The 23,366-nt window shown below is 45.0% G+C and carries 18 protein-coding genes and 1 pseudogene; 5 read left to right on the top strand and 14 right to left on the bottom strand.

What is annotated here, in order from left to right; all coding sequences use genetic code 11:
* Positions 1 to 112: 112 nt before the first annotated feature.
* The 3 genes from TOI97_RS11215 to TOI97_RS11225 all read right to left on the bottom strand — a co-directional run bounded on the left by TOI97_RS11215 (position 113) and on the right by TOI97_RS11225 (position 3,004).
* Positions 113 to 688 carry an efflux RND transporter periplasmic adaptor subunit gene (locus TOI97_RS11215; protein ID WP_321554219.1) on the bottom strand — a complete coding sequence of 192 codons (576 nt, stop codon included), beginning with the start codon at positions 686 to 688 and terminating at the stop codon, positions 113 to 115.
* A 332-nt stretch (positions 689 to 1,020) separates the two neighbouring features.
* Positions 1,021 to 2,349, bottom strand: a complete 1,329-nt coding sequence (locus TOI97_RS11220; protein WP_321554220.1) for a sensor histidine kinase — start codon at positions 2,347 to 2,349, stop codon at positions 1,021 to 1,023.
* Positions 2,339 to 3,004 carry a response regulator transcription factor gene (locus TOI97_RS11225; RefSeq protein WP_321554221.1) on the bottom strand — a complete coding sequence of 222 codons (666 nt, stop codon included), beginning with the start codon at positions 3,002 to 3,004 and terminating at the stop codon, positions 2,339 to 2,341. Before TOI97_RS11225 ends, TOI97_RS11220 begins: the two co-directional genes overlap by 11 nt.
* A gap of 258 nt (positions 3,005 to 3,262) precedes the next feature.
* Between TOI97_RS11225 and TOI97_RS11230 the strand changes: the two genes are divergently transcribed.
* From TOI97_RS11230 to TOI97_RS11240, 3 genes are all read left to right on the top strand, one after another.
* Entirely contained in the window at positions 3,263 to 3,646 is a 384-nt protein-coding gene (locus TOI97_RS11230) for a PepSY domain-containing protein (protein ID WP_321554222.1), read from the top strand.
* Positions 3,647 to 3,707: 61 nt separating this feature from the next.
* Positions 3,708 to 4,181: a DUF2271 domain-containing protein gene (locus TOI97_RS11235; RefSeq protein WP_321554237.1), complete on the top strand. Its 474-nt coding sequence runs from the start codon at positions 3,708 to 3,710 to the stop codon at positions 4,179 to 4,181.
* 18 nt (positions 4,182 to 4,199) lie between these two features.
* Entirely contained in the window at positions 4,200 to 6,425 is a 2,226-nt protein-coding gene (locus TOI97_RS11240; RefSeq protein WP_321554223.1) for a PepSY domain-containing protein, read from the top strand.
* Positions 6,426 to 6,567: 142 nt separating this feature from the next.
* Here the strand turns inward: TOI97_RS11240 and TOI97_RS11245 are convergent, their stop codons facing one another.
* The 10 genes and pseudogenes from TOI97_RS11245 to TOI97_RS11285 form a co-directional block, all read right to left on the bottom strand.
* Complete coding sequence (locus TOI97_RS11245; RefSeq protein ID WP_321554224.1) at positions 6,568 to 7,206, bottom strand: hypothetical protein; 639 nt, start codon at positions 7,204 to 7,206, stop codon at positions 6,568 to 6,570.
* A 90-nt stretch (positions 7,207 to 7,296) separates the two neighbouring features.
* The gene (gene pelG / locus TOI97_RS11250; protein WP_321554225.1) at positions 7,297 to 8,673 is read right to left on the bottom strand and encodes an exopolysaccharide Pel transporter PelG; all 1,377 of its coding nucleotides are present in this window, start codon (positions 8,671 to 8,673) and stop codon (positions 7,297 to 7,299) included.
* Entirely contained in the window at positions 8,674 to 10,188 is a 1,515-nt protein-coding gene (gene pelF / locus TOI97_RS11255) for a GT4 family glycosyltransferase PelF (protein WP_321554226.1), read from the bottom strand.
* Entirely contained in the window at positions 10,175 to 11,143 is a 969-nt protein-coding gene (locus TOI97_RS11260) for a tetratricopeptide repeat protein (RefSeq protein ID WP_321554227.1), read from the bottom strand. Before TOI97_RS11260 ends, pelF begins: the two co-directional genes overlap by 14 nt.
* Entirely contained in the window at positions 11,121 to 12,464 is a 1,344-nt protein-coding gene (locus tag TOI97_RS11265) for a PelD GGDEF domain-containing protein (RefSeq protein WP_321554228.1), read from the bottom strand. Before TOI97_RS11265 ends, TOI97_RS11260 begins: the two co-directional genes overlap by 23 nt.
* Positions 12,465 to 12,466: 2 nt before the next feature.
* On the bottom strand, positions 12,467 to 12,982 hold the full coding sequence (locus tag TOI97_RS11270; protein ID WP_321554229.1) for a penicillin-binding protein activator LpoB: 516 nt from the start codon (positions 12,980 to 12,982) through the stop codon (positions 12,467 to 12,469).
* 23 nt (positions 12,983 to 13,005) lie between these two features.
* Entirely contained in the window at positions 13,006 to 14,283 is a 1,278-nt protein-coding gene (locus tag TOI97_RS13410) for a hypothetical protein (protein ID WP_456077551.1), read from the bottom strand.
* 135 nt (positions 14,284 to 14,418) lie between these two features.
* Positions 14,419 to 16,560 (bottom strand): annotated as a pseudogene (locus tag TOI97_RS13415) (tetratricopeptide repeat protein); the annotation flags it as partial.
* Positions 16,538 to 19,348, bottom strand: coding sequence for a bifunctional glycoside hydrolase 114/ polysaccharide deacetylase family protein (locus TOI97_RS11280; RefSeq protein ID WP_321554230.1), 2,811 nt, complete (start codon positions 19,346 to 19,348; stop codon positions 16,538 to 16,540). The pseudogene TOI97_RS13415 and the gene TOI97_RS11280, both read right to left, overlap by 23 nt.
* 407 nt (positions 19,349 to 19,755) lie before the next feature.
* Positions 19,756 to 21,228 (bottom strand): MFS transporter, encoded by a 1,473-nt coding sequence (locus TOI97_RS11285; RefSeq protein WP_321554231.1) that lies wholly within the window; start codon positions 21,226 to 21,228, stop codon positions 19,756 to 19,758.
* Positions 21,229 to 21,622: 394 nt separating this feature from the next.
* Here TOI97_RS11285 and yedE point away from each other — a divergent pair, with 394 nt between their 5' ends.
* Positions 21,623 to 22,822: a selenium metabolism membrane protein YedE/FdhT gene (gene yedE, locus TOI97_RS11290; RefSeq protein WP_321554232.1), complete on the top strand. Its 1,200-nt coding sequence runs from the start codon at positions 21,623 to 21,625 to the stop codon at positions 22,820 to 22,822.
* Position 22,823: 1 nt separating this feature from the next.
* Complete coding sequence (gene yedF, locus TOI97_RS11295) at positions 22,824 to 23,063, top strand: sulfurtransferase-like selenium metabolism protein YedF (RefSeq protein WP_321554233.1); 240 nt, start codon at positions 22,824 to 22,826, stop codon at positions 23,061 to 23,063.
* Between the two features lie 26 nt (positions 23,064 to 23,089).
* Here the strand turns inward: yedF and TOI97_RS11300 are convergent, their stop codons facing one another.
* Complete coding sequence (locus tag TOI97_RS11300; protein ID WP_407651348.1) at positions 23,090 to 23,233, bottom strand: transposase; 144 nt, start codon at positions 23,231 to 23,233, stop codon at positions 23,090 to 23,092.
* Positions 23,234 to 23,366 lie beyond the last annotated feature (133 nt).

The following is a 23,366-nucleotide window of genomic DNA, read 5'->3' on the forward strand; positions in this document are numbered from 1 at the left end:
ACCGCGTTCGGTTATTTGTTTGATGGCCTCAGCTTTGAATTCAGGTGTAAAACGTGGTTTTGCCATGATGCTCTCCTAAAGGTTTATTCTAACTTAAGGAGTGTCTAGTGTTTTAGGGGAAGTCCATGACATACTGCCCAAGATCAACATGACGCAACCCCAGTGCTCCGGCAAAAGGCGCTCGAATGTGTTTATTACGAATGCGGGCTTGCAATTGTTTGACATGAGCTGCAGCTTGATCACGCTCAGTTTGTCGCTGATGCAGCACCTCTTTAGACGTAGCGCCTGAGTGGGAAAGCTTTTCTGCCCGTGCATATTGCTGTCGTGTAAAAGAAGCTTGAGCCTGTGCCGCTGCTAAGTCAGCTTGTTCAATTGCATCGTCTAGCTTAATCAGCATCGCGCCTGCTTCGATATGTTGTCCAGCTTCAAAAGCAATATCTGCCACACGACCTGCCACCTCAGCTGCTAACATCACCTGCCGGACCGCCCGCAACTCACCAAAAGCCTGCAAGCTCACTGGTGCGATCTCTGGGGTGACAGTAATAGTCTTGACATCAATGGGCCCAGCGACGCCCCAAACACCTGGATTGGTTCGATGTTCTCGCCAATACCATAACCCTGAAACCAACAATGCAAAAACAACCAGAACAATAATAATCGCTTTAAAACTTGAGGACCTCTGGGTCATTGCTTTCTCTCCAATGATGATGGTGCATGAGACGTCCGCCCAAGCAGCGGTCAAACAAATAAACGTACGACAAACTAAGGTTTATCTTCTACTAAGTTTGACGCAGCTTGTTCACAACGTACATCGTCCAAACTGCTGACATCTGCTATAGCAATAACCATCCACATTTAGTAATGTTGCGAGGCTCTTAGCTGTTCCCTAGTAATGATCAACTCGCAAGCGCAGGCAAATGCAGCCTAAGCTGGTTAAGCCTGCAAATATGAAGAAAGCCCTATAGAATCCCAGTCATTATGCCGGCAGCATCCGTAAAGCGCCTATTACAGTACGAGACCTCACACGACTACAATAATATTCAATGACACCTCAAAACCATCGCAGCGACCTCTAGCCGGAGAATATAGATGCAGCTCAATACCAGCACTACTGGTGATGGCATCAACGATGGCTAAGCCAATACCAGCTCCCAAACTTTTACTGTTCGAACGTACAAAACGTTGACGCAATACTGCCAGTTGCTCTGCTGGCACCACAGTACCGCCATTGATGACACGTAACAACCCATCTGCACTCAAGCGAATGATCACCGGTTGCTGTGGATCACCATGGCACAGAGCATTTTCAATAAGATTACGCAACAAAATAGCGAATGCATCAGGATCTAAGTGAGATTTAACCGCTTGCTCTGGTAACTGCAACAGCATACGTCCAGGTGCTTTATAAGCGTAGTCGCGCGCCAGCATTTGTATAATGGGGACTAAATCATTGAGCTGTTCGTTTTGTGTACTGCCTCCTTCTGCTTTAGCCAATTCCAGTAGCTTTTCCGATAAGCGTGACAACCTGCGCAGTGAGTGTTCAATTTCTTGCACTTGAGTTTTGAGCGGCTCATCTTGCAACTGAAGTTGTAGACGCTGCAACTTAGCTAAAGCAATCGCCAATGGCGTGCGTAATTCATGAGCACTATTGGCGGTAAAACTGCGCTCAGCATCCAAAGCACGACGTAAACGGGCCAGTAATCGGTTTACAGTATCGATTAAAGGAGCAAACTCTTCTGGCAAAGCCTGCACTTCGACTTTAGATAGATCGCCTGCATCACGGACCTCCACCAAACGCTGCAACTGAACCACTTGACGCAAAGCACGACGCGTCAGCCACCAGACGCCTATAAAACTAAAAGGTATTAACAGCAACAAAGGCTTGAGCAACGACAAAGTGATACGCAAAAATGCCGCTTGACGATGAGCTAAGGGCTCCGCTACTTCAATATAGATGGTACCTTGCACAGCAGCTATACCATGAAAACGATGGCTGGAAGTTTCATAGAAACCCGCTCGCGGGAGTGTCGCAAAAACACGCAAATCTACATCATGGGACTGCAAGAGTAACTCACCGTTACGCTGGCGCACTACATAAGTCAAATATTCATGGTGAGCCTGTAAAGCAGGAGCACGCTGTGGCCCTGTATCGCTGTCGCGGCTTAAAATATCAGCAATCGCTAAAGGTAAAATACGTTGCGCCGTTTCCTCTAACGCACTATCAAACACCTGATTCATTTCATAGCGCACAATGAAGCTAGCACTAGCCACGGCCACTAACCACAATAAAATCACGCTGGCAATGAGCCAAAGACCCAGACGCTTCTGTAAGCTCGGTTTATGCTGCATAAGACCCCAAACGATAGCCCATACCACGCACCGTCACAATCACCTCTCGCCCTAATTTTTTTCGCAAGCGACTGATATAGACCTCAATGGTATTACTCTCGATTTCCGCACCAAAGGCATATAAACGATCCTCTAGCTGAGCTCGTGATAACAATGCCCCAGGATGCTGAATAAACCCCTCAAACAAAGCCCACTCTCGAGCTGTCAATTCAATTGAGTCACCCTTTCGACTAATACTGTGCCCTGTCAAATCTATACTTAAATCCCCAACCTGCAATACTGGATTAGGGTTTCCGCTATAGCGACGCGCGACAGCCGCCACACGTGCTGATAACTCAAAAAGATCGAAAGGTTTAATAAGGTAATCATCGGCTCCTGCATTCAGCCCTGCAATACGTTCGCTGACCTGATCCAATGCGCTTAAAATAATCACGGGCGTCACAGCCCCACTACTGCGCAGCTGTTTTAAAAAGCAGACACCATGCCCGTCAGGCAACATTAAATCCAACAAAATCAAATCATATTGAGTGGACTGCACACTCGCTTGAGCTTGACTTAAAGTCTGCACCCAATCCACAGCATGCCCATCATCACTGATTTGATCACGGACTGCCTCACCTAAACCCAGTGTATCTTCAACCAATAGCACTCGCATCCTACTCCTCCAGTTTAACGAGGATGCACAACCACCCCCTTGTACTAAAATCAATCGACGTCATAAGCACTACATCCTTTCAATACAGCACTTAACATTAAACCAGACGCCCACTCCTTTGCAGCAAGATACTACAAGCTCTAGCTGACAGCAGCCTGAACAGCTGTTCTCGCTACCTGCACATTTATTTTTAAAAATTCAGCGTACTGTCAGGTTGCCCCCTTAAACTTGCCACTAACCACTCTGAGGAGACCTATCGTGAAAATCCAACCCATTGCACTGACACTTTCATTATTTGCTCTAAGCACCGCAGCTTTGGCTGACGATGACTGCACTGACCCAGTATCTGATTGGCAACCACGGGAAACACTACGTCTACAACTAGAGGAGCAAGGCTGGGATATCCAACGCATTAAAGTCGATGACGGCTGTTATGAAGTAAAAGCATTAGACGCCAACGGCCATCGTGTTAAAGCTGAATATGCCCCTGCTTCACTGAACCTGATGGAAATTAAAATCAAAATTAATCGTGACAATGCCAAAGATAATGAGGACTTTCGTCACCTCATTGAAACTTTCAACAAAGTCACCCCTGCACCACAACATCAAGAGCCATCTACTCTAGCCACCCAATCACAGTAAGAGCCAACCCCAGTGGCGGCTCACCCCGCCACGCACTGCTCAACTTAAGGAGAGCATCATGATGAACAAGATTTTTTTTGCCCTTGGCCTCACCGGTGCACTTACCCTATCGGTACACGCACAGGCACAACCCATAAACTTCACCACACAGCTGAATAACTATGGTGGTGACGGTGCTTACGTCGCCCTCTACCTCACTGACGTAAACGGTAAATACCAAAAAACCCTCTGGATATCCGGCAAGAAAAGCAAATATTACAAGCACTTACGTGACTGGGCACGTGGTAGCGGTCTAAAAGCAGCTGAGTATGACGGTATCAGCGGAGCTAGCATCACCAGCGGAGAGACTTTTACTCATACCTTAGAGGTGGACGACGCCTTCATTGATGCTGGCTATCAATTACGCATTGATACCGCAGTAGAAGATATGCGCGAAAACCGTGCTGAAATCATTGTACCATTGACCCGTTCCGGTGCTGGTCAAGTTGTATCTGGTCGTGGTTATGTACGCTCATTCACCTACGATCTGAAATAACCCCAAGGGACATTCATCATGTTACGCAAGCTTCACGGCTTACCCGGACTGCTCGCTACTTTATTCTTCTTAGTACTGACAACCTCTGGCGCCGTTTTATCTATAGTACCCAGCTTGGAACGCTCAGCAGCCATCATACCTGCCGCAGGTGAACTTTCTGTGGCCCAGTTGGCTGAGCGAGTACTGACAAACTTTCCTACGACCGAACAAATTACCCGCACAGCATCCGGTGAAATCATTGTTTATCACAACGGTGATAATCAACCAAGCGCGGTTTTAGTCAATCCTATCCAGGGAACCTATCTTGCACCTTACCAACCATCCACATGGGCACGTTGGGTTAAGAACCTCCATCGCTCTTTCTTACTCGGTGACAGCGGTCGTGCATTGGCCGGTATATCAGCTGTTTTAATGGTATTGATATGCCTGTCCGGCATCACCTTACTGGTACAACGCTTAGGCGGTTGGTCTGCATTACTGCGCCCGATTGCAGGCTCCGGAAGCCAGCGCGTTCATGCCGAGTTGGCCCGCTTTACAGTGGTTGCTTTATTGATCTCAGCTCTAACCGGCAGCTATATGTCGTCAGTGCACTTTGGGATTTTACCTGATGCCGCCAACAATGAGCCTAGCTTTCCTGAGCAAGTCTCAGGGGGCACCCCCGTGCCTGTAGGCACTTTAACCGCTCTACAAAACGTAGATAGCTTACAACTCAAAGAATTGGTTTTCCCCTACCTTAATGATGTTAAGGATTTTTACTCACTGACTACTACTCAAGGGGCGGGCTATATCGACCAAGCTAGCGGTGAATTACTGCAGTTCACCCCTTCATCCGGCAACAAACAATTACAACACTGGATCACCGTATTACATACAGGTAAAGGCCTTTGGTGGTTTGGTCTACTGCTAGGTTTCGCTTCACTTGGCGTACCAGCCCTGTGCATGACAGGCATAAAAATATGGTGGCAACGCCGTTCTAACACGCTAAAACCAACCGTCAGCGCCAAGAGCGAACAAGCAGACACTATTATCTTAGTTGGTTCTGAAGGCAACTCCACTTGGGGCTTTGCACAAAACTTACAGCAGCAGTTGGTACAAGCTGGTAAAACTGTGCACTGCGCCGCGATGAATGAATTAGCCAGTGATTACCCCAAAGCCACAACCTTATTTATCTTAACGTCCACTTATGGTGATGGTGGAGCACCGAGCAACGCCAATAAATTTCTCGCTCAGTTAGACCTCTTTAATCCTAAACCACAACTGCACTATGCAGTGCTTGGCTTTGGTGATCAGCAATTTCCTAAATTTTGCCAGTTTGGCTTAGATGTGGATCAGGCTCTCAGTCAAAAAGGCTTACAGCGCATACTGCCTATCACGCGCATTAACCGTTGCTCAGCAACAGAGTTTCGCCACTGGGGGGAAGACATCAGTAAGCACCTCAATATAGCTCTGACACTCAACCATAATCCAGCACCGGCAGCAACGACAACTTTTCAGCTGATTGATCGTATCGATTACGGCGTTGCGGTGAATGCCCCCACAAGCATATTACGTTTTAAACCTGTGCAATCATCCAAAAAACTGTGGCATACACTGCGCTTAAAAAAGCGTCAGCCAGTCCCTTCCTTTGCACCAGGCGATTTATTCGGCATCACCCCACCTCAGGGGCACAGCCCACGCTTATATTCACTCGCCTCATCCAGTAACGATGGTGTTTTGGAAATTTGTGTACGTAAACAACCGCAGGGCTTGTGCTCAAACTTTTTACACAACTTACATATTGGCGATCAGATCGATGGATTTATTCAACACAACCCAAGCTTTCGCCCGGCTCGTGGCACCCAACCAATCATTTTGGTTGGCGCTGGCGCCGGAATTGGTCCACTAGCCGGCTTTATCCGTCAAAATGTTGCCCACAATCCAATGTATCTATATTGGGGTGGTCGCAACCCTGAGTCAGACTTTCTATATGAACCAGAGCTCAACAACTACCTAAAAGATGAGCGTCTCTGTGCCTTAAATACAGCCTTTTCTCGTGCAACAGAAAAAGCCTATGTACAAGATGCTATTCAAGCCGATGCGCAAGACCTACGCCAACTGATTGCAAAAGGCGCACAAGTATTGGTGTGTGGTAGTCGTGACATGGCTAATGGCGTCAGCCAAGTATTCGACAATATTGTCCAACCTTTACACCTCAGTGTTGCGCATTTAAAAGCTCAAGGACGTTATTTAGAAGATGTCTATTGATGCTATCAATAAGGTCTCGCTGCAGCTTTAGCAGCGAGCCCCTTTAAACTAAGGTACGAGCTGCAACTGACGCTTATGGACGCTGACATCATAAACATGAACAATACGCTCGGTTCAATTTCTAAGTCCTAAACCTAAACATTTAATTATTACGTTTACGTTCCATTTCTAATTTAGGCAAAGAAAATTGTATATATAAATAACTACCCACTTCTGAGTCAGCAAAAATTGTCAATTCAGCTAAACGTGTATCGTTGGGTGATTTACTCACAGCCTCTGCACTGTTGCTCATTTTCAATAACTCATTTGCCGGTCGCTCAACTAAAATGTAAGAAAGCTTACCTTGAGCCAAACTGATATCTTCAAACTGATTCACAATTGGCAGTATTTTGTCTTTATCTTCAAGGCTATTAGACAGCTGCACCATATCTAAAAGCTGTACAGGTCCTTGTAAAGCGACCAAAGTAAAGCTCTGAGTCAAAGCCCCCATCACCTTGGCAAACAGCGCATCATCATAAGCATTCAATAAGGTTACTGACTTCAAACCGTTATCAGTGAAGGATAAAGCTAAGCTGAATGATTCATTTGTAAAGGGTATATCATCCAGACAGCGGGACATCATGCCCATTTGTGCTGAGCAATCGTAGTAACCTTTTTCCTCTGTAAAAGCAGAGTGACTGTCTCCAAATCGATAACTATCAAATAAGTCAGCAGCCGCAACTTGCGTTGCTATACTCAACGTGAGCCCAATCGTCAGCAAAAATGTGCTTAGTTTTTTCATTACTCACCTTTATTAGATCATTTATTGAACGTCTTGCTTCCCATACTACAGAAAAAATAAGCTCCACCTTAAGTATTCAATAATACTGATCTAGTCAGTACGTAGCATAAAAGTGCTATAAACCAATGAATCCAGCGTTTTAGACAATTGATACAATGCCACTAATGCACAAACCAAAAGCGATAAAGTAAACCCATAACCAAAATATAGCGGCCCCAACTGCTGACTGAGCAAGGTTAAACCTGCATTTAACACCACAAATAATGCACATAAACTTAATACGATGGTGCGCTTATCTAAATAAAAAAACACATTCAGTAAAGCCATAAACACCACTTGAATACTCACCCCCACCACATCAATATAAAACAACGGTAAATGGTAACGGGATATACCCAACCAATCCAAAATATTAGGTGCAAAAATCAGTAAAACCACAATGGTTACTGCTTGAATCTTACAAATAGCAAACAAGCCTTCTCGGATAGCGCCAGTCATCTCATCACGAGCATGATGGATATAGCTTAATGTTCCACCATCACGCACAGCATTAAACAGTTTTTCATACCATTCAGCAAAATCCGTTTCGATTTTTACTAAAAAGACAGCCATACCCAGAATAATGGCTAAATAAGCTAAAAAGATGGGTAAATCATAAAGTAATGAACCACGTAGCGGACCAATGACTTGATGAGAGGTTTCTGGATTAAACCAAAAAATAAACTTATCAATCCAGATGCCAAAGTTATATAGCAACCCTGTCATAATTAAACTGAAATATAATCGCGTACTTTTTAAAAACTCAAAAGAAACCAATTTACCAGATGGATATAAACGTAAGATTTCCGCTAAAAACACGAACAATAAAGTGGCATGACCAATTAATAAAGCGCTGAGCAGTCCATAAACTTTCCATTGATCCAACAATAAGCTTGCCCCGATCATTACGCTATAACCCAACAACATCGTCAGCAAAATTCGATTATAGGCTTTCATCCCCGAGAGAAAGATAATCACAATCCACAAATTACATAGCACCACAAAGTTGCTAAACATCAGCACGCCATACAGCCATGTAGTACCTTGAAACAGGAACACAATACTGATCAAAGCCATTGCACTGGCAGTAACAGTGATCAGTAAAAGAATGCCTAATAAATTGGGCATTACAGTGTCATCACGCTGCTCAAACAGCCTGTCGGAAATATAACGGGTAAAAAACAGTTGCCAGCCGCCAGTAAAAATCAAAGAGCTCGCCATCAAATAAGTGACAGAAATCAAAAACTGCCGCACTTCTAAAGCGGGAACCAAAGCTCCTAGGCTTAATAAACCAATCACCATGACACTTAAAATAGACAAAGCCCATGGACCTGAGCTGATCATCCCTGCATACAAATAGGCCCTTAAAGTTGCTCCATAAGTGTCTTTAGCTAAAATTTTACGCAACTGAAAACCAATACCTGCCATCTACTGCACCTCCGTTGCATGCTGATACAGTGCGCGGTAACGGTCTAACATCAGCGCTTCACTATAAAACCGATTCACACGCTGCAAACCATTTCTCTGCAGTGTTTGCCAATATACTGGATCTTGTAAAATACGACTGATACTGCGTGCACTGGCTAACGGGTCTGCAATCGCCACCACCTCGCCAGCCGGCCCAATCGCTCTATCCTCTTCGCTAATCCCGCAAACCATTTCCCGACACGCCCCTACATCAGTAGCGACCACAGGAGTTCCAGCAGCCCAGGCTTCTAAAATCACCAAGGGCTGTGCTTCACTGATTGATGTCAGCACCATCACATCCATTTTTGGAAGGATTTCTTTGATATTTTGAAAACCTAGAAACTGTACCTGTGCTTGCAATCCTAAGCTTTTTACTAAGCTACGACACTCGCTCACATAATGTGGGTCTTCCTCCTCCGGCCCAACAATCCAAGCCTGCACATCAGGGATGCTATTCACTAGGCTGCGAACACTGCGAATAAAAGTTTTAATGTCTTTAATGGGTACAATCCGACCGATCAAACCAATGACTGGCTTCCCGCCTGTTGCTCGCTGCTCTGGAATGCCTTCCCAAGCTTTTAGATTAATGCCATTAGGAATGATCAAAGTGCGCTGTTCTGCAGCTCCGTCCTCAATCTGACGCAAACGGTTCCCATTATATAAGGACACAATCGGATTGGCTGCCTGATACACCAACAACCCAATGCGCTCAAAAAACCGAATCCATAGTGCACGCATATAACTGGAACTGGGGGCCAAGCCACCACGTAAAGTTTGATCCGAGCTTTCCGCAATCCATTGTGCTTGGGCTAAGTCAATTTTACGTTCTTTAGTGTAAATACCGTGTTCACTCAAAATAAAATTGCAGCCCCAGAGTTTGCGTAGCACACAGCCCATAAAACCAGCATAGCCAGTGGAAATAGCATGCACAGCCTTAGCTCGAGGCAAATGATGCGCCATGCTTGCCAACGCTAGCAAGGGCGCTTGCATGGTACGCACCGTCCAAAAATAGTCTATAAATGAAGGGGCACTGCAATTTTTCTCATAATCTGCGCATAAAACCTGCCAACTGCTTTCAGTGCGCATGATTAAATCCCGCGTCACCTCCCCTTTGAGCAAGGACTCAAGCACCCGCTCACCCGTGGCAAGACTCGGAACTTGTTCGGCATGTAAGAAGTTAAAAAATGCAGCAATCGCCTCTGTATTATTAGGCTCTTGCACCCGCTGTGGCAGATCATTTTTTAAACTCCACGTATCCTCAAGATAGATTTCATCAATATGCTTAACATTCTCTGGAATCTCATATTGACGCTCAGGATAAGCATCCCGCGCTCCACCAATAAATAAAACTGAAAATGTCACATCTGGCATGCCAAGAATCATTTGATTGATCCAACTGGAAACGCCACCGCGTACATAAGGCCAAGTGCCTTCCAATAACAAACAAATATCTGCACTCGTTTTATGCGCTGACATGCCAATAACCCACGATTGCTAAAAAAGGATAGCGCTGACGTATAGCTTCCGGTAATTGAGCCAACAACGCAGGAATCTCATGGTAACGACCCGCTTCATAAGCTATTTCTGCTAGATAAGGGATAACATGTTGTTTATGCATCCCCATCGCTAACGCTTGTGTAAAGCACTTATGAGCCTGCTCTAACTGCCTTTGTTGCAAAGCAATACGTCCTTGCAATAACAACAGTTCTGAGGTTTCTTTATAGTCAATCGCCTGCTGAATATGGAATTGTGCGCGTTCTAACACATGTTCAAACACGGCTCCCTGTGCCAAACCTAAATACGCTAATTCCCAGTAGTTTCGCGCAACTTGTTGATGCAGTTGTGCCAGTTGGGCACCTTGTGCCTCAGCTAACTGCTCCTGCACCCGCTCTAACTGAGTATTAATTTGCGTCTCATACTTATCCAACATCGCATAAGCCAACAAACGAATATCATCGGCTGGGTCGTGCAAAGCTTTTTTTAAAATAGGAATGGCATGCTGCTGTTTCATATTACCAATGGACAGTAACGCATTGAGCCGTTTGTGCTCATCACTTTGTAAGGTGAGTACATCTTGCAAGCTGCCATCGTTAAATAAAACCGAAGCCTTTTCTTTCAGTTGGGTATAGGGCAGCTCAATTTTTTCCTGCACGTTCAAGACAGACTCTTTCTGTCGTTTCGGACAATGTAAACTCGGCAGCACAAACAGTAACAAACCCACAGCACCGACGACCGGCATCAGCATAGCAAAACTCACAAGCAAAGGGAGACTGAGCTGGATCGGAAAACGATATTTCGCTGGTAATAACAACCACGCTAACACTGCCACACAAATGCTGAGCAACACATGAATAGCCAATAGCCCACTCAGCTGCTCAACTTGGAGCAACGGATTGAGCACATCAACGTTAAACAACCAATTGCTGTTCATTTAAGCCACACTCTTGGTAAACAAACTGCCGTACCGCCGCAGATTGTGCTTGATCCAGCTGGAACGTCCTCACTGTTACAGCGAGTCTGGCCAGATTCATATCAGGAAACTGCTGCTCTACCAATGCATTGATTCGCTCTAAATAACTTAACACTCCAGTCGGGCGAGTTAATGGCAACAACACTAATAACACATGAGATCCACGGTTATTTATCACCTCCAATTGTAAATCTAAACCACGCTGACTGTGTTCGAGCAACATTTGCAATTCAGAGTTTTCATTGGTCATTTCAAAAGCACAAAGGGCTGCACTCAATTTATATTTATGAGTATTGAGCACAGCTCGCTGCAACTGTTGCGAGAAGTATTGGGCGTGTGAATCCTGTAACTGCATGACTGCTTTATTTGCGTGTAAGGCGTCAGCAATGTAACCAGAAATTAAGGTCAGCAAATTCAGAGTCTGCTCCGTCATAGCAAAAAAGGGTAACTGCGCAATAGCCAAAATTCCGACCCAATTTTGCTCAGTATCCAATAAAGGTACACAAACTTGCAGCTGAGAAGGGTTTTCACCTTTATCTAGGAGCTCATCACGAATACTAACGGTACGTTTAGCCTCTAAACATGCTTTCAGCAATACATCATCAATATTAATTTGTGGCATCTGCCCAACAACAGTTAAGGCCTTGAGCTGTATTCCTTGTTTTGCATCCACCGGATACAAAGCAGCAGCAGTAAAAGCACTATGCTCACTAAAAATCTGCATGGCTTGCTCTGCAATATTAGCCAAGTCGGGCTGGCGGGACTGTTCAACCGCCTGTAAAGAACGACGTAGAGACTGTAAAGTACTGCGCAAACTGCGGTTCCCCCCAGCAATCCGCAACTCTAAATCATCATGGGAGATCTGCAGTAAGCGATACGAACGAGTAAAGTCATCTAAACGATACTGACGGTACTCATTAGCTCTTTGCAAAAGAATTAACTTTTTCAACCATAGATCATGAAACTCCCCCGCTAAAAAAGTGGCAAGCAATAAGCCCACCATATAACTGATCGGCAGGTGCGTTTGCTGCTCAACACTGAATAGTAACCCTGCAAGTATTAAACTCACGCTAAATAAGCCTGCTAACAACCCATAACGTACCGCTACCAATAAAGGCGCAAACAGCATCCATGGAAAATCAGCGGCCACCAAAAATGGATCCTGTGGGGACAAGCTATACCCAAGTCCAATAGCAACAACAGTGATAAAAACTGTTTCCAACCAAGCACTTAAAGTATGAGTGCGCAGCGGTACTACGTAGTCGTTATAAAGCGTTCGCATAATTACTGGAGGCGTAACTGATTAATAAGTTTATTCAGCACTTTTTGAGCACTGCCCGCTAAGCTTTCACGAGACCAACCAGAACGCGCACCACTGTGACTCCACAAGGTTTGCCCTGTTGCAGGGTCAACCACTTGCAAACTAATGCCTACAGCTGGCTCACCGTCTAAACCATTTTTATACTGCCACTCTTCAATACTTCCGGTGATCACATAATCAAAACCCTGCTGACGGGCCCACTCCCATGCTGTATCTAAGCGTTTTTGATCATCTAACAACGGCATACTTGAGTTTTGCTGGTATGGATACATATACACTTGAATACCTCGTTGTGATAAAACGCTTTGTAAGATTTTCTCGGTACGCTCACCCGCTTGTGGTGCTTGTGAGAAGTTAACTACCGGCAACAACCCCCAACGTGCCTGTTGATTAAACTCAGCCCCCTTATTGCCTGTGGTAACACTGCAAGCACTGAGGAGCACACTAAAAAACACCGCTGCCCAAAGATGTATTCGCATAGCTTTCTTCCTTTTTTATATAATTAACGACCAAAACGTAAACTGTAACTGACGCCCAGAGTTGCACCTGACTGGCTTTTAAGTTGATTTTTTGGAGATGATTGATAGCCAAAAGTAAAAGCCAGCTCATCATCTCCCATCACTTGTACCCCAACCCCAGCAGTCAGTGCATATGTCATTTTATTATCAGGCCACTGACGGCCAATCACACCATCAATAAGCCAAGTATATTGCGGCTCAGTGCGGTTTAAAAAACCGGGCACGCCACGCTGTAAGCTGGTACCAATATAAGCATATTTGTATGTTTCACTAAGCAATGACCCCGTGGTGAAAGGAACACCATCCCCAGGATTACTTGGCAGACCAGATAAGTTTTTATCATTTAAAGCATTGGTTTGATAATCAAAACCAGCCTTTAAGATCCACGTAGGGTGTTCAAAAAACACACTATGTGCCAGCTGCAATTCAAAGCCTTTACCACTGCCTAATTTTTTATTATCTCGGGTTTCATATTGTGTTTTCTCCACCCCCCAAGATATAGAGTCACGCCCTGTGACTTGCCTATAACCACGTAACCACAAGCGATTTTCTTGGCCTAAGCCATACATTAAGCCTGAAGCTTCACTGCGGTCACGCCAGTCATAACCTAAACTCAGACTACTTTTTTGCGATACTTGCCAATTGCTAGCGATGGAAATACCGCTACGTGAACTCACATCAGAATCGCTATGGTTAATGCTTAAATCTAAACTGCCGCGGGATAACTGACGATTCAGCGCTAATTCCACATATTTTTCGTTAGTTAAAGCTCCTTTTTTACTGTCTTTAACTTCAAGCTGCCCTTGATCCGCATTAATGCGTGCATACCAACGATCATCTAAAACCTTTGCAACCGAGGCCTTTGCACCAGAATACACAACACCGCCAAAGTCACGCTGCTGCCAACCTATTTGCGCGCCTTGTGGAAATGTTTTAAGCGCTTCTAAAGCCTGCCGGCGTAATGGATCACGACTGTTCACGCTCTGCTCATCACCTAATTCAGACACAGCTATAGCGGCTGCTCGGTGACCAAAATTCAAGACATTAAGTGCTGCCACTTGCTGTGCTCTAGGCATACGTTGCGCCACTAATAAACGTTGCACTTCTGCAAGGTTCATCGTACGCAGCGCTTCTTCCATTTTCTCAAAGTCACTTATGATCAATTTTTTCTGTTGCGCCCAACGCAGCCAATGACTTTTCTGCTGTTCCTGTTCAGGTAAGCCTAACAGGCCTAATTGCTGCTCAAACCAAAGCTGTAACATGCTCGGTGAACCATCTTGCCAAGCCAACGCCTGATTATGAGCCGTTTTTTGTCCGTAATTGGCCACCAATAAATATAACCACGTACGATAATTTTCTTCTGTGGCTGCTGTGAGCACAGGTGACTCAAGTAAACGGTGACGCAACCTTAATGCAGCATCATAGTATTGAGCCCCCTCCAAAGCATCGGCAAAAGCAGCCTGACTGAGCCAATCCGAGGGATTCAGTTCTAAATGACGTTGGTACCAAACCAAAGCCTCTTTAGAGCGATTTAGCAACTGGTTTGAAGCAGCAAAAGGCAACCATAAACGGCTATCGCCCTGAGCTAACCTATGCCATTTACTCAGTAAGTTTTTAATCGGATCTAACTGATTCGTGTCTAGGTATCACCACAGCAATTGTTCACGAAACACTGTACCTTGGGGATATAAAGCAATAGCTTGCAACCAAATAGATTCAGCTAACTGAGTATCTTGCTCATACCACGCTAAACTGCCGCGAGCGAGTAATGCAGGCTTACTGTGAGCCAGTTTCGGATGCGCTTTGGTTTCATCAACCAAGCGCTGTATTGTTGCCCAATCTTTAAGGTCTAAAGCGAGATAAACCACACGTACAAGGCTTGTCAACGCTCCTTCTGCCTCCCAGCGTTCCATAGCCAACTGCAGCGCTCTCTTGGGGTCAGTCTCACTTAATAAAGCGATCAACTGATCCAGCTCACTACGATGCAGCTTAATATCATTGCGACGCATGTGCTCAAGTGCTAACAATAATTGCTCATCATCTTCCATCTCCCAAGCGACAGATGCTTTTAAACGCCAATAATACGCATCGTCCATGAACTCTTTTGCATCCTGATTTAAAACACGCCAAGCTCCAGGCACATCGTAGTTATACAGGTGCACTTCAGCCCAACGCATGATTTCTTTACTCGTCAGCGTAAAGTGCTGCGCCATGCGCTCCCATAAAGCAATTTCGGCACTGTATTGCTCGGTAAATTCAAGATTTTGTTGCAGGTAACGCCAAGCCAAACGGTGCCGCGGATATTGTTCAATATAACTGCGCAGCCATTGCTCCGCCTGCTCCGGCGTACCGCGCGACTCATGTGCAAAAAAGACTGCTTCAATTTCAATATCAGTGAGTGCGCGCTCCTGCGCAATAGGATGCAACAGCTGTAAGCCACGATCGAAATCAAAAATCTGCAATGCAATACGCCACGCATGCTCATAATGCTTAGGGTCATATTTCAGCTCTAGCGCTCTCATCCAGAGTGTTAAGGCAGCCGGAAAATCATTATTCCATTCCCCTAACTCAGCCATTTTCAACAATAACTCACTATTATTGGGCTGATGCTCCAACAACCAGTGGCGTGCTTGCCAAGCTCGTTGAATATCACCAGCCGCTAAGCTCATATCCACCTCAGCCTGATGTGCATCAATATTGTCTGGTTCTAATAAGAGTCGTAGATCATTAAACTGCAAGGCACTTGACAGGTCTGTAGCTAAAAGTGCTGCATTGACGCCTACACTTAGCTGCTCGAAGGTAAGCTGCTGATCATTCTCATCAAGTAATGCTTGTAAATAGTGCACTGCAGCAGCAGGGTCATCTCCTGCCAGATAGTCCGCCACCACTTGTTGTTGATACTTCAGACGCTGCTGCCCTATGCTTTGTCTGGCTAATAAGGCATGCAAGCGTGCCGATTGATGGTGTTGATTGCCGGCAAAATACCACAGCGCAGCACGCTCATAGTGCTCAACCTGTTGTGCACCTTCAGTGTGCTTTCCCAAGTACTCATAAATACCAGCCGCCACCGGTGCAGCATCTAACCGCAAAGCTAAATCAGCTAAATGCTCTTGCTGATTCACGGTTAACTCTTGGTATTTAAGACTTTGCAAACGCTCGCGTAAGTCTTCATATTTCGCACTCTCTCCCAAACCAAGCGCCTGCTGTGCTGCGATATTAAATTGATAATATGCTTTAACTTGTGAGTTTACTTGCTGCAGCAATAACCAATGGCGTTGCGCATCAGCGAAGCGAGCTAAACCAAGATAGAGGTCAATCAACTTAAGGCGCAGCGCATCATCACCTGGAGTTTGCTGCAATAACAATTCACTGTAACCGGCAGAAATTTCATCGGGATTATTAGCATCCGGTGCAAAAGCACGATCAGTGCTACGCAAAAAAAACAATAAAGCAAGCACCGCTACCAATGCCACAATCACAGCACTGGGAGCAATTAAACGATACTTGTTACGGGGTTTATTCACAGATAAGTTTTGCATCACTCACCCGTTTATGAGGTATAGAGAACTGATGTAAATCCAGCTGTCTTTCTGCGTGATAATTTTTCCCCTTAAATTGCACAGAACAACGTCCTTGATAGCGCACACTAAAGCTCAAGGGGAATTCGCCAGAGAAAGATAACTTAAGCTGCTTCCCATTAACATAATGCCAAGACGTGAGAGGAATATTAGCCTGCTCAAGGCTTGGGGCAGTATCACGCTGCGGTTGCAAATAGAGGACCGCCTGCGCATCACTTAAAGTGATGTAACGTCCCTGCTCTAAATCACGTACACCGGCAACACCTTGCGATTTAAGTAAGTTTGGCCACCCCATTTGCGGATCAATCCGTACCGTACGCAACTGTTCTAAGCCTTTAATCTGCCAACCGCCATCTAAACGCTGAGCTAAGCTGCTGTTATACATGCCCTTAACACGTTGAATATATTGAGTAATCCATAGCGATAGAGGCTCAGCATTCTGCATGTATTGGTAAATATTGTGCATGGTTTTAATCGAAGCTTGTTTGGTACCCGCATAAAAGTGGTAATACAGATTAAAGCCTCTTAAACGGCGCGGTTTATCAGTAAAATCGTAGGTATAAAGCAAATCACGGAAACCATAAAATGGACCGTGCCATAGGTTGGTATAAACGTTTTCATTAATGATAGGCGCATAATATTGCAGGCCACCGGCCGTCGGCCGCAGCAGCGGATTAATCCCCGTCACCGAAGGGTTAGAGGGTTTGACTGCTGTCACCGCTCCATTGATATTCAGCACCCCTTTATCGTAAGTCAGCTTTAAGGTTTCTGCTGATGGCAAAGCATCACCGGTCCAAAAGAATACCTTAACGGGTTTATCTGTTGTCGTTAAACGTTGATTAATATAGTCAATGGAACCCAACACTTCGCGTTCATAATCCACAGTGTCATAACCTGGGATCTCCATCATGTAGCCATACTCTGGATCAAAGTCCTCTTTCTGCTCTGCAAGCTCTGGACGCCAAAAGAATGGATGACTGAAACTATGACTCGCAACCTCTACTGTATCTAAAGCAAAAATTTTGCGTGCAATGGGTTCTAAAACCGATGACAACTCTGGATACTTTCCTTTTGGTCCCACCTCTCCTTCAATCATGGAAACAGAGGTTAAAAATGGATACTTTTTTAAAAATGCTGCTAAAACCACCTCACCAGAATATGGCGTGTCTGGGATTTCTGCCTTTGATGGAAACCCATCTCCATCAATATGCACTGTAGCAATCCGACGCCCGTTTTCCGTGGTACTGTCCACTCGCGGCATAGCTGGCAAGCGCAAAGTTTTCTGTAAAAAAGTAAAAGGATCTATAATCCAACGACTTTGATCCAAACCTTTTTCTAGCACATAAGGATCTAAAGCGTATCCACCCCAAGGTGCTAGCAATACTGGATGATAAGTACGTCCTAGTGGATCAGAGAGCTGTAACACAACCTGGTTTTCGTCATTGGTACTCAACAATGGTTGTAAACCACGTGTACGCACCCGCAATGGCGCCTCAAAATGCCCTAACAACTGTTTAGAGTATTGATCAACTCCGAGCTTCTTGCTGACATCCCCTGAGCGCTTACGTAAGCCTAAGCGTTGTAATAAAGCTGCATTTTCAATGGGCATGCCACCAAAAAAAACTATAGGGATATTTTCCTCAAGGCGCCCTTGCAACCAATTATAAAAAGGCCCGCTATTCACCGGTGGACCGCTTTTAATCCAGCTCACAATACCCGCATACAACTCCGGCATATTCTGCACTGGCAAAGGCTGATCGACACTAAAGTAATCGACTCGATAACCAAAATACTCCAATAAACCGCCTAAATAGACATGCCCACTATTAACCGTCAAATCACCATCACGCTTATCGTAAATAACAGCTAAGCGACGCGGCTGCACTTCAATAGTACTCAAGCCAATAGAATCTAAATGCGGTGTACCTACATAAGGAATAAAACCTTCAACTTGCAGTTTTTTCACCAGTTCACGAGCTTCGACACGACGAGAATAGGGTAAATACTCAATAGCAATCAGCGCAATACCTGCTGCGCGAATAGGATCAAGCTGCTGTTTTAACCAAGCTCGGTCATTGTCACTCACAGCAACATACTGACCATTACTGGGACTCCAGCCGGCATAGATCGATTCAACCGCGACCGCTGCTGGCTTATGTGGCAACTCATGTAGCACTTCAAAGCCGCGATTAAAGATCAACTGAAAACCTGGAAGGTCTTTTTGCAAGCGGCTCAATAACTCAATTAAGCCACTGCGTTGCTGCTGTTGCTGTGCTTGTGGTAATAACTGAAAGCTATCTAAAGTGTCTAAAAATAAACCTTGATAGCCTTGCTCTTGTAAAGCCTGTGCTCGCGCCAATATATAGCGATGCCAGTTCGGATCAGCTAAATTCATCACATGGCTACTCCATGCATGATTCACTGTACCGCTAGTACTGTCCGCTAACCCAGCACGAGCCAAGTGCTGCTTGTCTCCATCAAATTCACCAATGGATAAATAAGCAAATAACTGAGTATTTTGTTGCTGTAAAACACCACGCGCTTCAGCATCAAAATGCGCAGGCTCCACAACTAAAACATCAAACTGAGAAAGTTCAATCAATGGTGGGTTCGCCGCATACCAAAAACCAAGACTGCCTTGCAAAGCTGGGCCAACTTGATTCTGCGCCATACTCTGCGCCCCGAAAACAGCAAGCAATAAAGCGAAAAAAAACTGGGCTAAAGGTATAAAACGAATTGCATTTTTCATAAATTGCTCATACTGACTGTCCTTGTACTAACTCATGGCAACGACTTTTAAAACAATGGCAAGATGACAGACATCAAGGTCTGTCGCAACCTAAAATTTCTCTTTTTGCAACGCACTCATCTAAAATAACTGGCTCACTTCTCTATTGGCTAACAACTCCCTCTCTCAACGTCAGCCTCAAACCGACCTTAAACGCCCTTAAAGTTCCGCTCTCGCTTTTCTACAAAAGCGTCTACAGGCTTCCGTATGATCTTGAATATGATGCGCTAGAGATTAGTAAGCAGAAAATTACTCAAGTTGTCTGCCTATCAAGTTGTCTGCCTATACTGTTCAGAAATATACCAATGGTGCAGGTAAGGCCTAAGGGCTGCATAGTCAAACAGAGCAACGTATTACAGTTGAGTATGTCACGGTATGCCAACGTCACTGCTTCGGCTTTTGCGATCACGCAAGTCTATACAAGCAACAACTAAGGCAAATAAAACAACTAAAGAGACCGTGAGCAATCCCACACTCACTGCAATGGGCCAAGATGTATAAGGCAGCACTGTAAATACTAGCGCGGTAATCACAGCAATCCCCACCGAAGTACCAATACGTTGACCCGTTTGCACAATAGCCCCTGAACTACCAGCATAAGCCAAAGGCACCTCTGCAAGGGTTAATGTTTGATTTGGACTGATTACAGCACCCTGGCCAAGACCAAAGAAGGCTAAAGAGAACAACAACCACCAAATATTTAAGCCCATATATTCATTTAGCAACACCACTGCAACTGTGGCCAGCACCCCAAAAATAGCCAATGCTAACCCTCCAATCACCACTTTACGGCCATAGTAATTAACCCTTTTTCCAGCCCAGTTTGCCGAATAAGCTGATAGCAAAGCTGAAGGAATACCAACCATGCCCGCCTCAAAAGCTGAAAAACCTAACCCCAACTGCACATATAAAGGAATCAAAACCCAAACACTGGTCATTCCTAAAAAATACAACAGCATTAAAATGCTGCCGTTACGGTAACTGGCTGTGGAAAAAATCTTTAAATCCACCATCGGACTATAGCCTCGTCCGGTATACCAACGTTCCCAGCGTGCCCATAGATAAAACAAAAGCAAACCCGCAGGAAGCAATAGCCACATCCACGCCGAAGGATGTGTTTCAACAAAAGGATAAAGCACCGCTAAGACTGCCAACCCGAGTAGCACAGCACCAACCGGATCTAATGAGTTTAAACCTTGATCTTCTTTAGCCTTAGGTTTATGTATTAATGGACGAGGAAACCACAACAAGGCGAGCACAATTGTTAACACCCCTACAGGCACATTAATCAAAAAGGTCAAACGCCAACCTATCTCTAACCCACCCAACTGAATCAGCAAACCACCTATGACAGGACCGATAGCCACTGATACGCCTACGGTGGTACCAAAAAAACCAAAAGCCCGCCCTCGCTCTGGGCCGCTGAAATAATTCTGGATCATCCCCACTGCTTGTGGGTTCATAAATCCAGAACCTACACCTTGGACAAAGCGCGCACCATTGAGCCATTGAGCATCTGGCGCTAAACCAGCAGCAACTGATGCCATAGTAAAGATCACAACCCCAAGGATAAAAATCCCCCCACGCCCCATTAAATCCCCTGCACGCCCTGCACTAACCAATACCACACCAAAGGTCAGTGCATAGCCCGATAACACCCACTGAATATCAGAGCGAGTTGCGTCCAAAGCGTCTTGAATTGAAGCCAAGGCCACATTAACCACACTGACACTCATCAGAGACATAAAAATCGCCATCAACAAGACAGCCAAAACCTTCCAACGCACTGGATCACTGCTTGGATCAAAGGTGTTTCGGTGCTTTGCTGCTGGTTGCGTCATACAAACTCCTAAAAATAAGACTTCTTCAGTGCGCTCATTGCAATATTTAAACACCACTCAGCATATTAAGGGCACTCAACTACAGGGTTACGACTACACAGATTAAAATCCTACTTAAAATTGCAGTCTTCATTATGCGTACGGTCAAATCAAACCAACAGACACAGTACAACACCCTACCGCACCTGATTTACATAAAGACAACCCACCGAACTTATAAAGCGAACTTTTCTCCTGAAGCTAAACGCTGAACACGTTAAAATAACACTCATGTACACCCCTACAATCACCAAGCACAGTAACGCTTGCTACAAACGACTGTGGCAATGAGCGGCATTTTGATACAACAAGCCCAAGTCGTACTCTATCCACTCCCACAACCAAGAGATTACAGATGAACCCAGTGACCACCACTAGTATGTTTCAACGCCATTGGAATCCCTACCTCGTACTTATCCTTGCCGGTATACTCAGTGCGGGATATTTTGGCCTCACTTCGACCGTTTGGGCAGTAACCGGTGAGTTTACGCGCTTAGGCGGTGAGATTCTCGAGTTGTTTGGTGTGGATGTATCCGGTTGGCAATACTACCAAATGGTTAAACTTGATGGTGACACCTTAACTCGTGCCGATGGTTGGATTGTGTGGGGTATGTTTACCGGTGCACTACTGATGGTGTTGCTCAGTAATAGCTTTAAAATCCGCTTACCCCAACAAAAGCGCCGCTATCTACAAGGTTTTTTCGGTGGCATTGTTGCCGGTTTTGGTGCGCGCCTAGCCTTAGGCTGCAACCTAGCAGCCTTCTTTACCGGTGTACCACAGTTTTCCTTTCACTCATGGATTTTTATTATTGCCACAGGTATTGGCACCTATTTTGGCGCGAAACTGAGTCAAACACGCTGGTGGAAAGGCCGCCCAACCTTAACCCGCGGTACTGTAAAACCATCCAAAATTAACAATCGAGTAATTCAACCCTACCTCGGGGTGGCATTGGCTCTAACCTATGCCAGCTTACTGCTATATTTCTTTACTACTGGTAAAAGTTTGCTGGGCTTAGGTGCCCTGTTTGGCCTGTGTTTCGGTATTTTAATTGAACGCGGACAAATCTGCTTTACCGCTGCTTTCCGTGATTTATTCTTAGTAGGTCGCAGCTTAATGAGTAAAGCTATTATTCTTGGCATGGCGGCCAGCTCGATCTTAACCTTAGCCATGATCACCCTGTATGACCTGACACCAATCACCCAAGTGGCAGCCTTGAGCACTTTGGTTGGAGGGGTATTATTCGGCTTTGGCATTGTACTGGCCTCAGGTTGTGAAACAGGAATGATGTATCGTCTAATGGAAGGCCAGGTGCTATTTTTACCTGTATTTGCTGGTAATGTAATTGGTGCAACCTTCTTAGCTTATGCTTGGGACCACCTGGGCATCTACAATGTATTGGTCGCTAGCGGGAAAAAAATCAACTTGATCAATAGCATCGGCCCCGTTGGTGCAATCATTAGCACTTTAACAATGTTGGCTGTGCTCTATGGCTTAACGCTATATCGTGAAAAAAATTACCATCGACACATCCTATTAAAACGAGCAGCGAAATAATATGGAAAAGAAAAAAGAAGCAGACTTCACTCTAGATCTTCGTGGCGAGTCCTGCCCCTACCCTGTCATTTACACCTTAGAAGCTCTAGAGAGCATGAACAAAGGCGAGCTCTTACAAGTGATCACCGACTGCCCTGGTTCCTTCCGTAACGTACCCGAAGAAGCTAAAGCTCACGGTTACACCTTCGCTCAAGAACCAGTAAAAAATGGACAAGAATATTTGTTTTATATCTATGCTTAAGTGCAATAAAGATACGGCTCAACGCTTCATGAACTAACCACCACTTTATAGTGAAGCGCAATGCGATCAAAAATCTCTTTTGCCCTGCTCGATACAGCAGCATCAAATACCTTTCTGCGGTACTTGCTGACAAGTATCAAGTGATAATTGAGCAAAAAGACTAAATGCACATTTGTATCTAAAAGTATTTATTTTCAGACCTCTTTAGACTGAGCTTTGTTTTCTCATACAAACACTTAAGAGGTGGGGGGATTCTGCTAGGTAATTGTTAAAAAATAAAAAACCCTTTGCAGATTACTCTGC

This window comes from Denitrificimonas halotolerans (assembly GCF_034259425.1).
Lineage (GTDB): Bacteria > Pseudomonadota > Gammaproteobacteria > Pseudomonadales > Pseudomonadaceae > Denitrificimonas > Denitrificimonas halotolerans.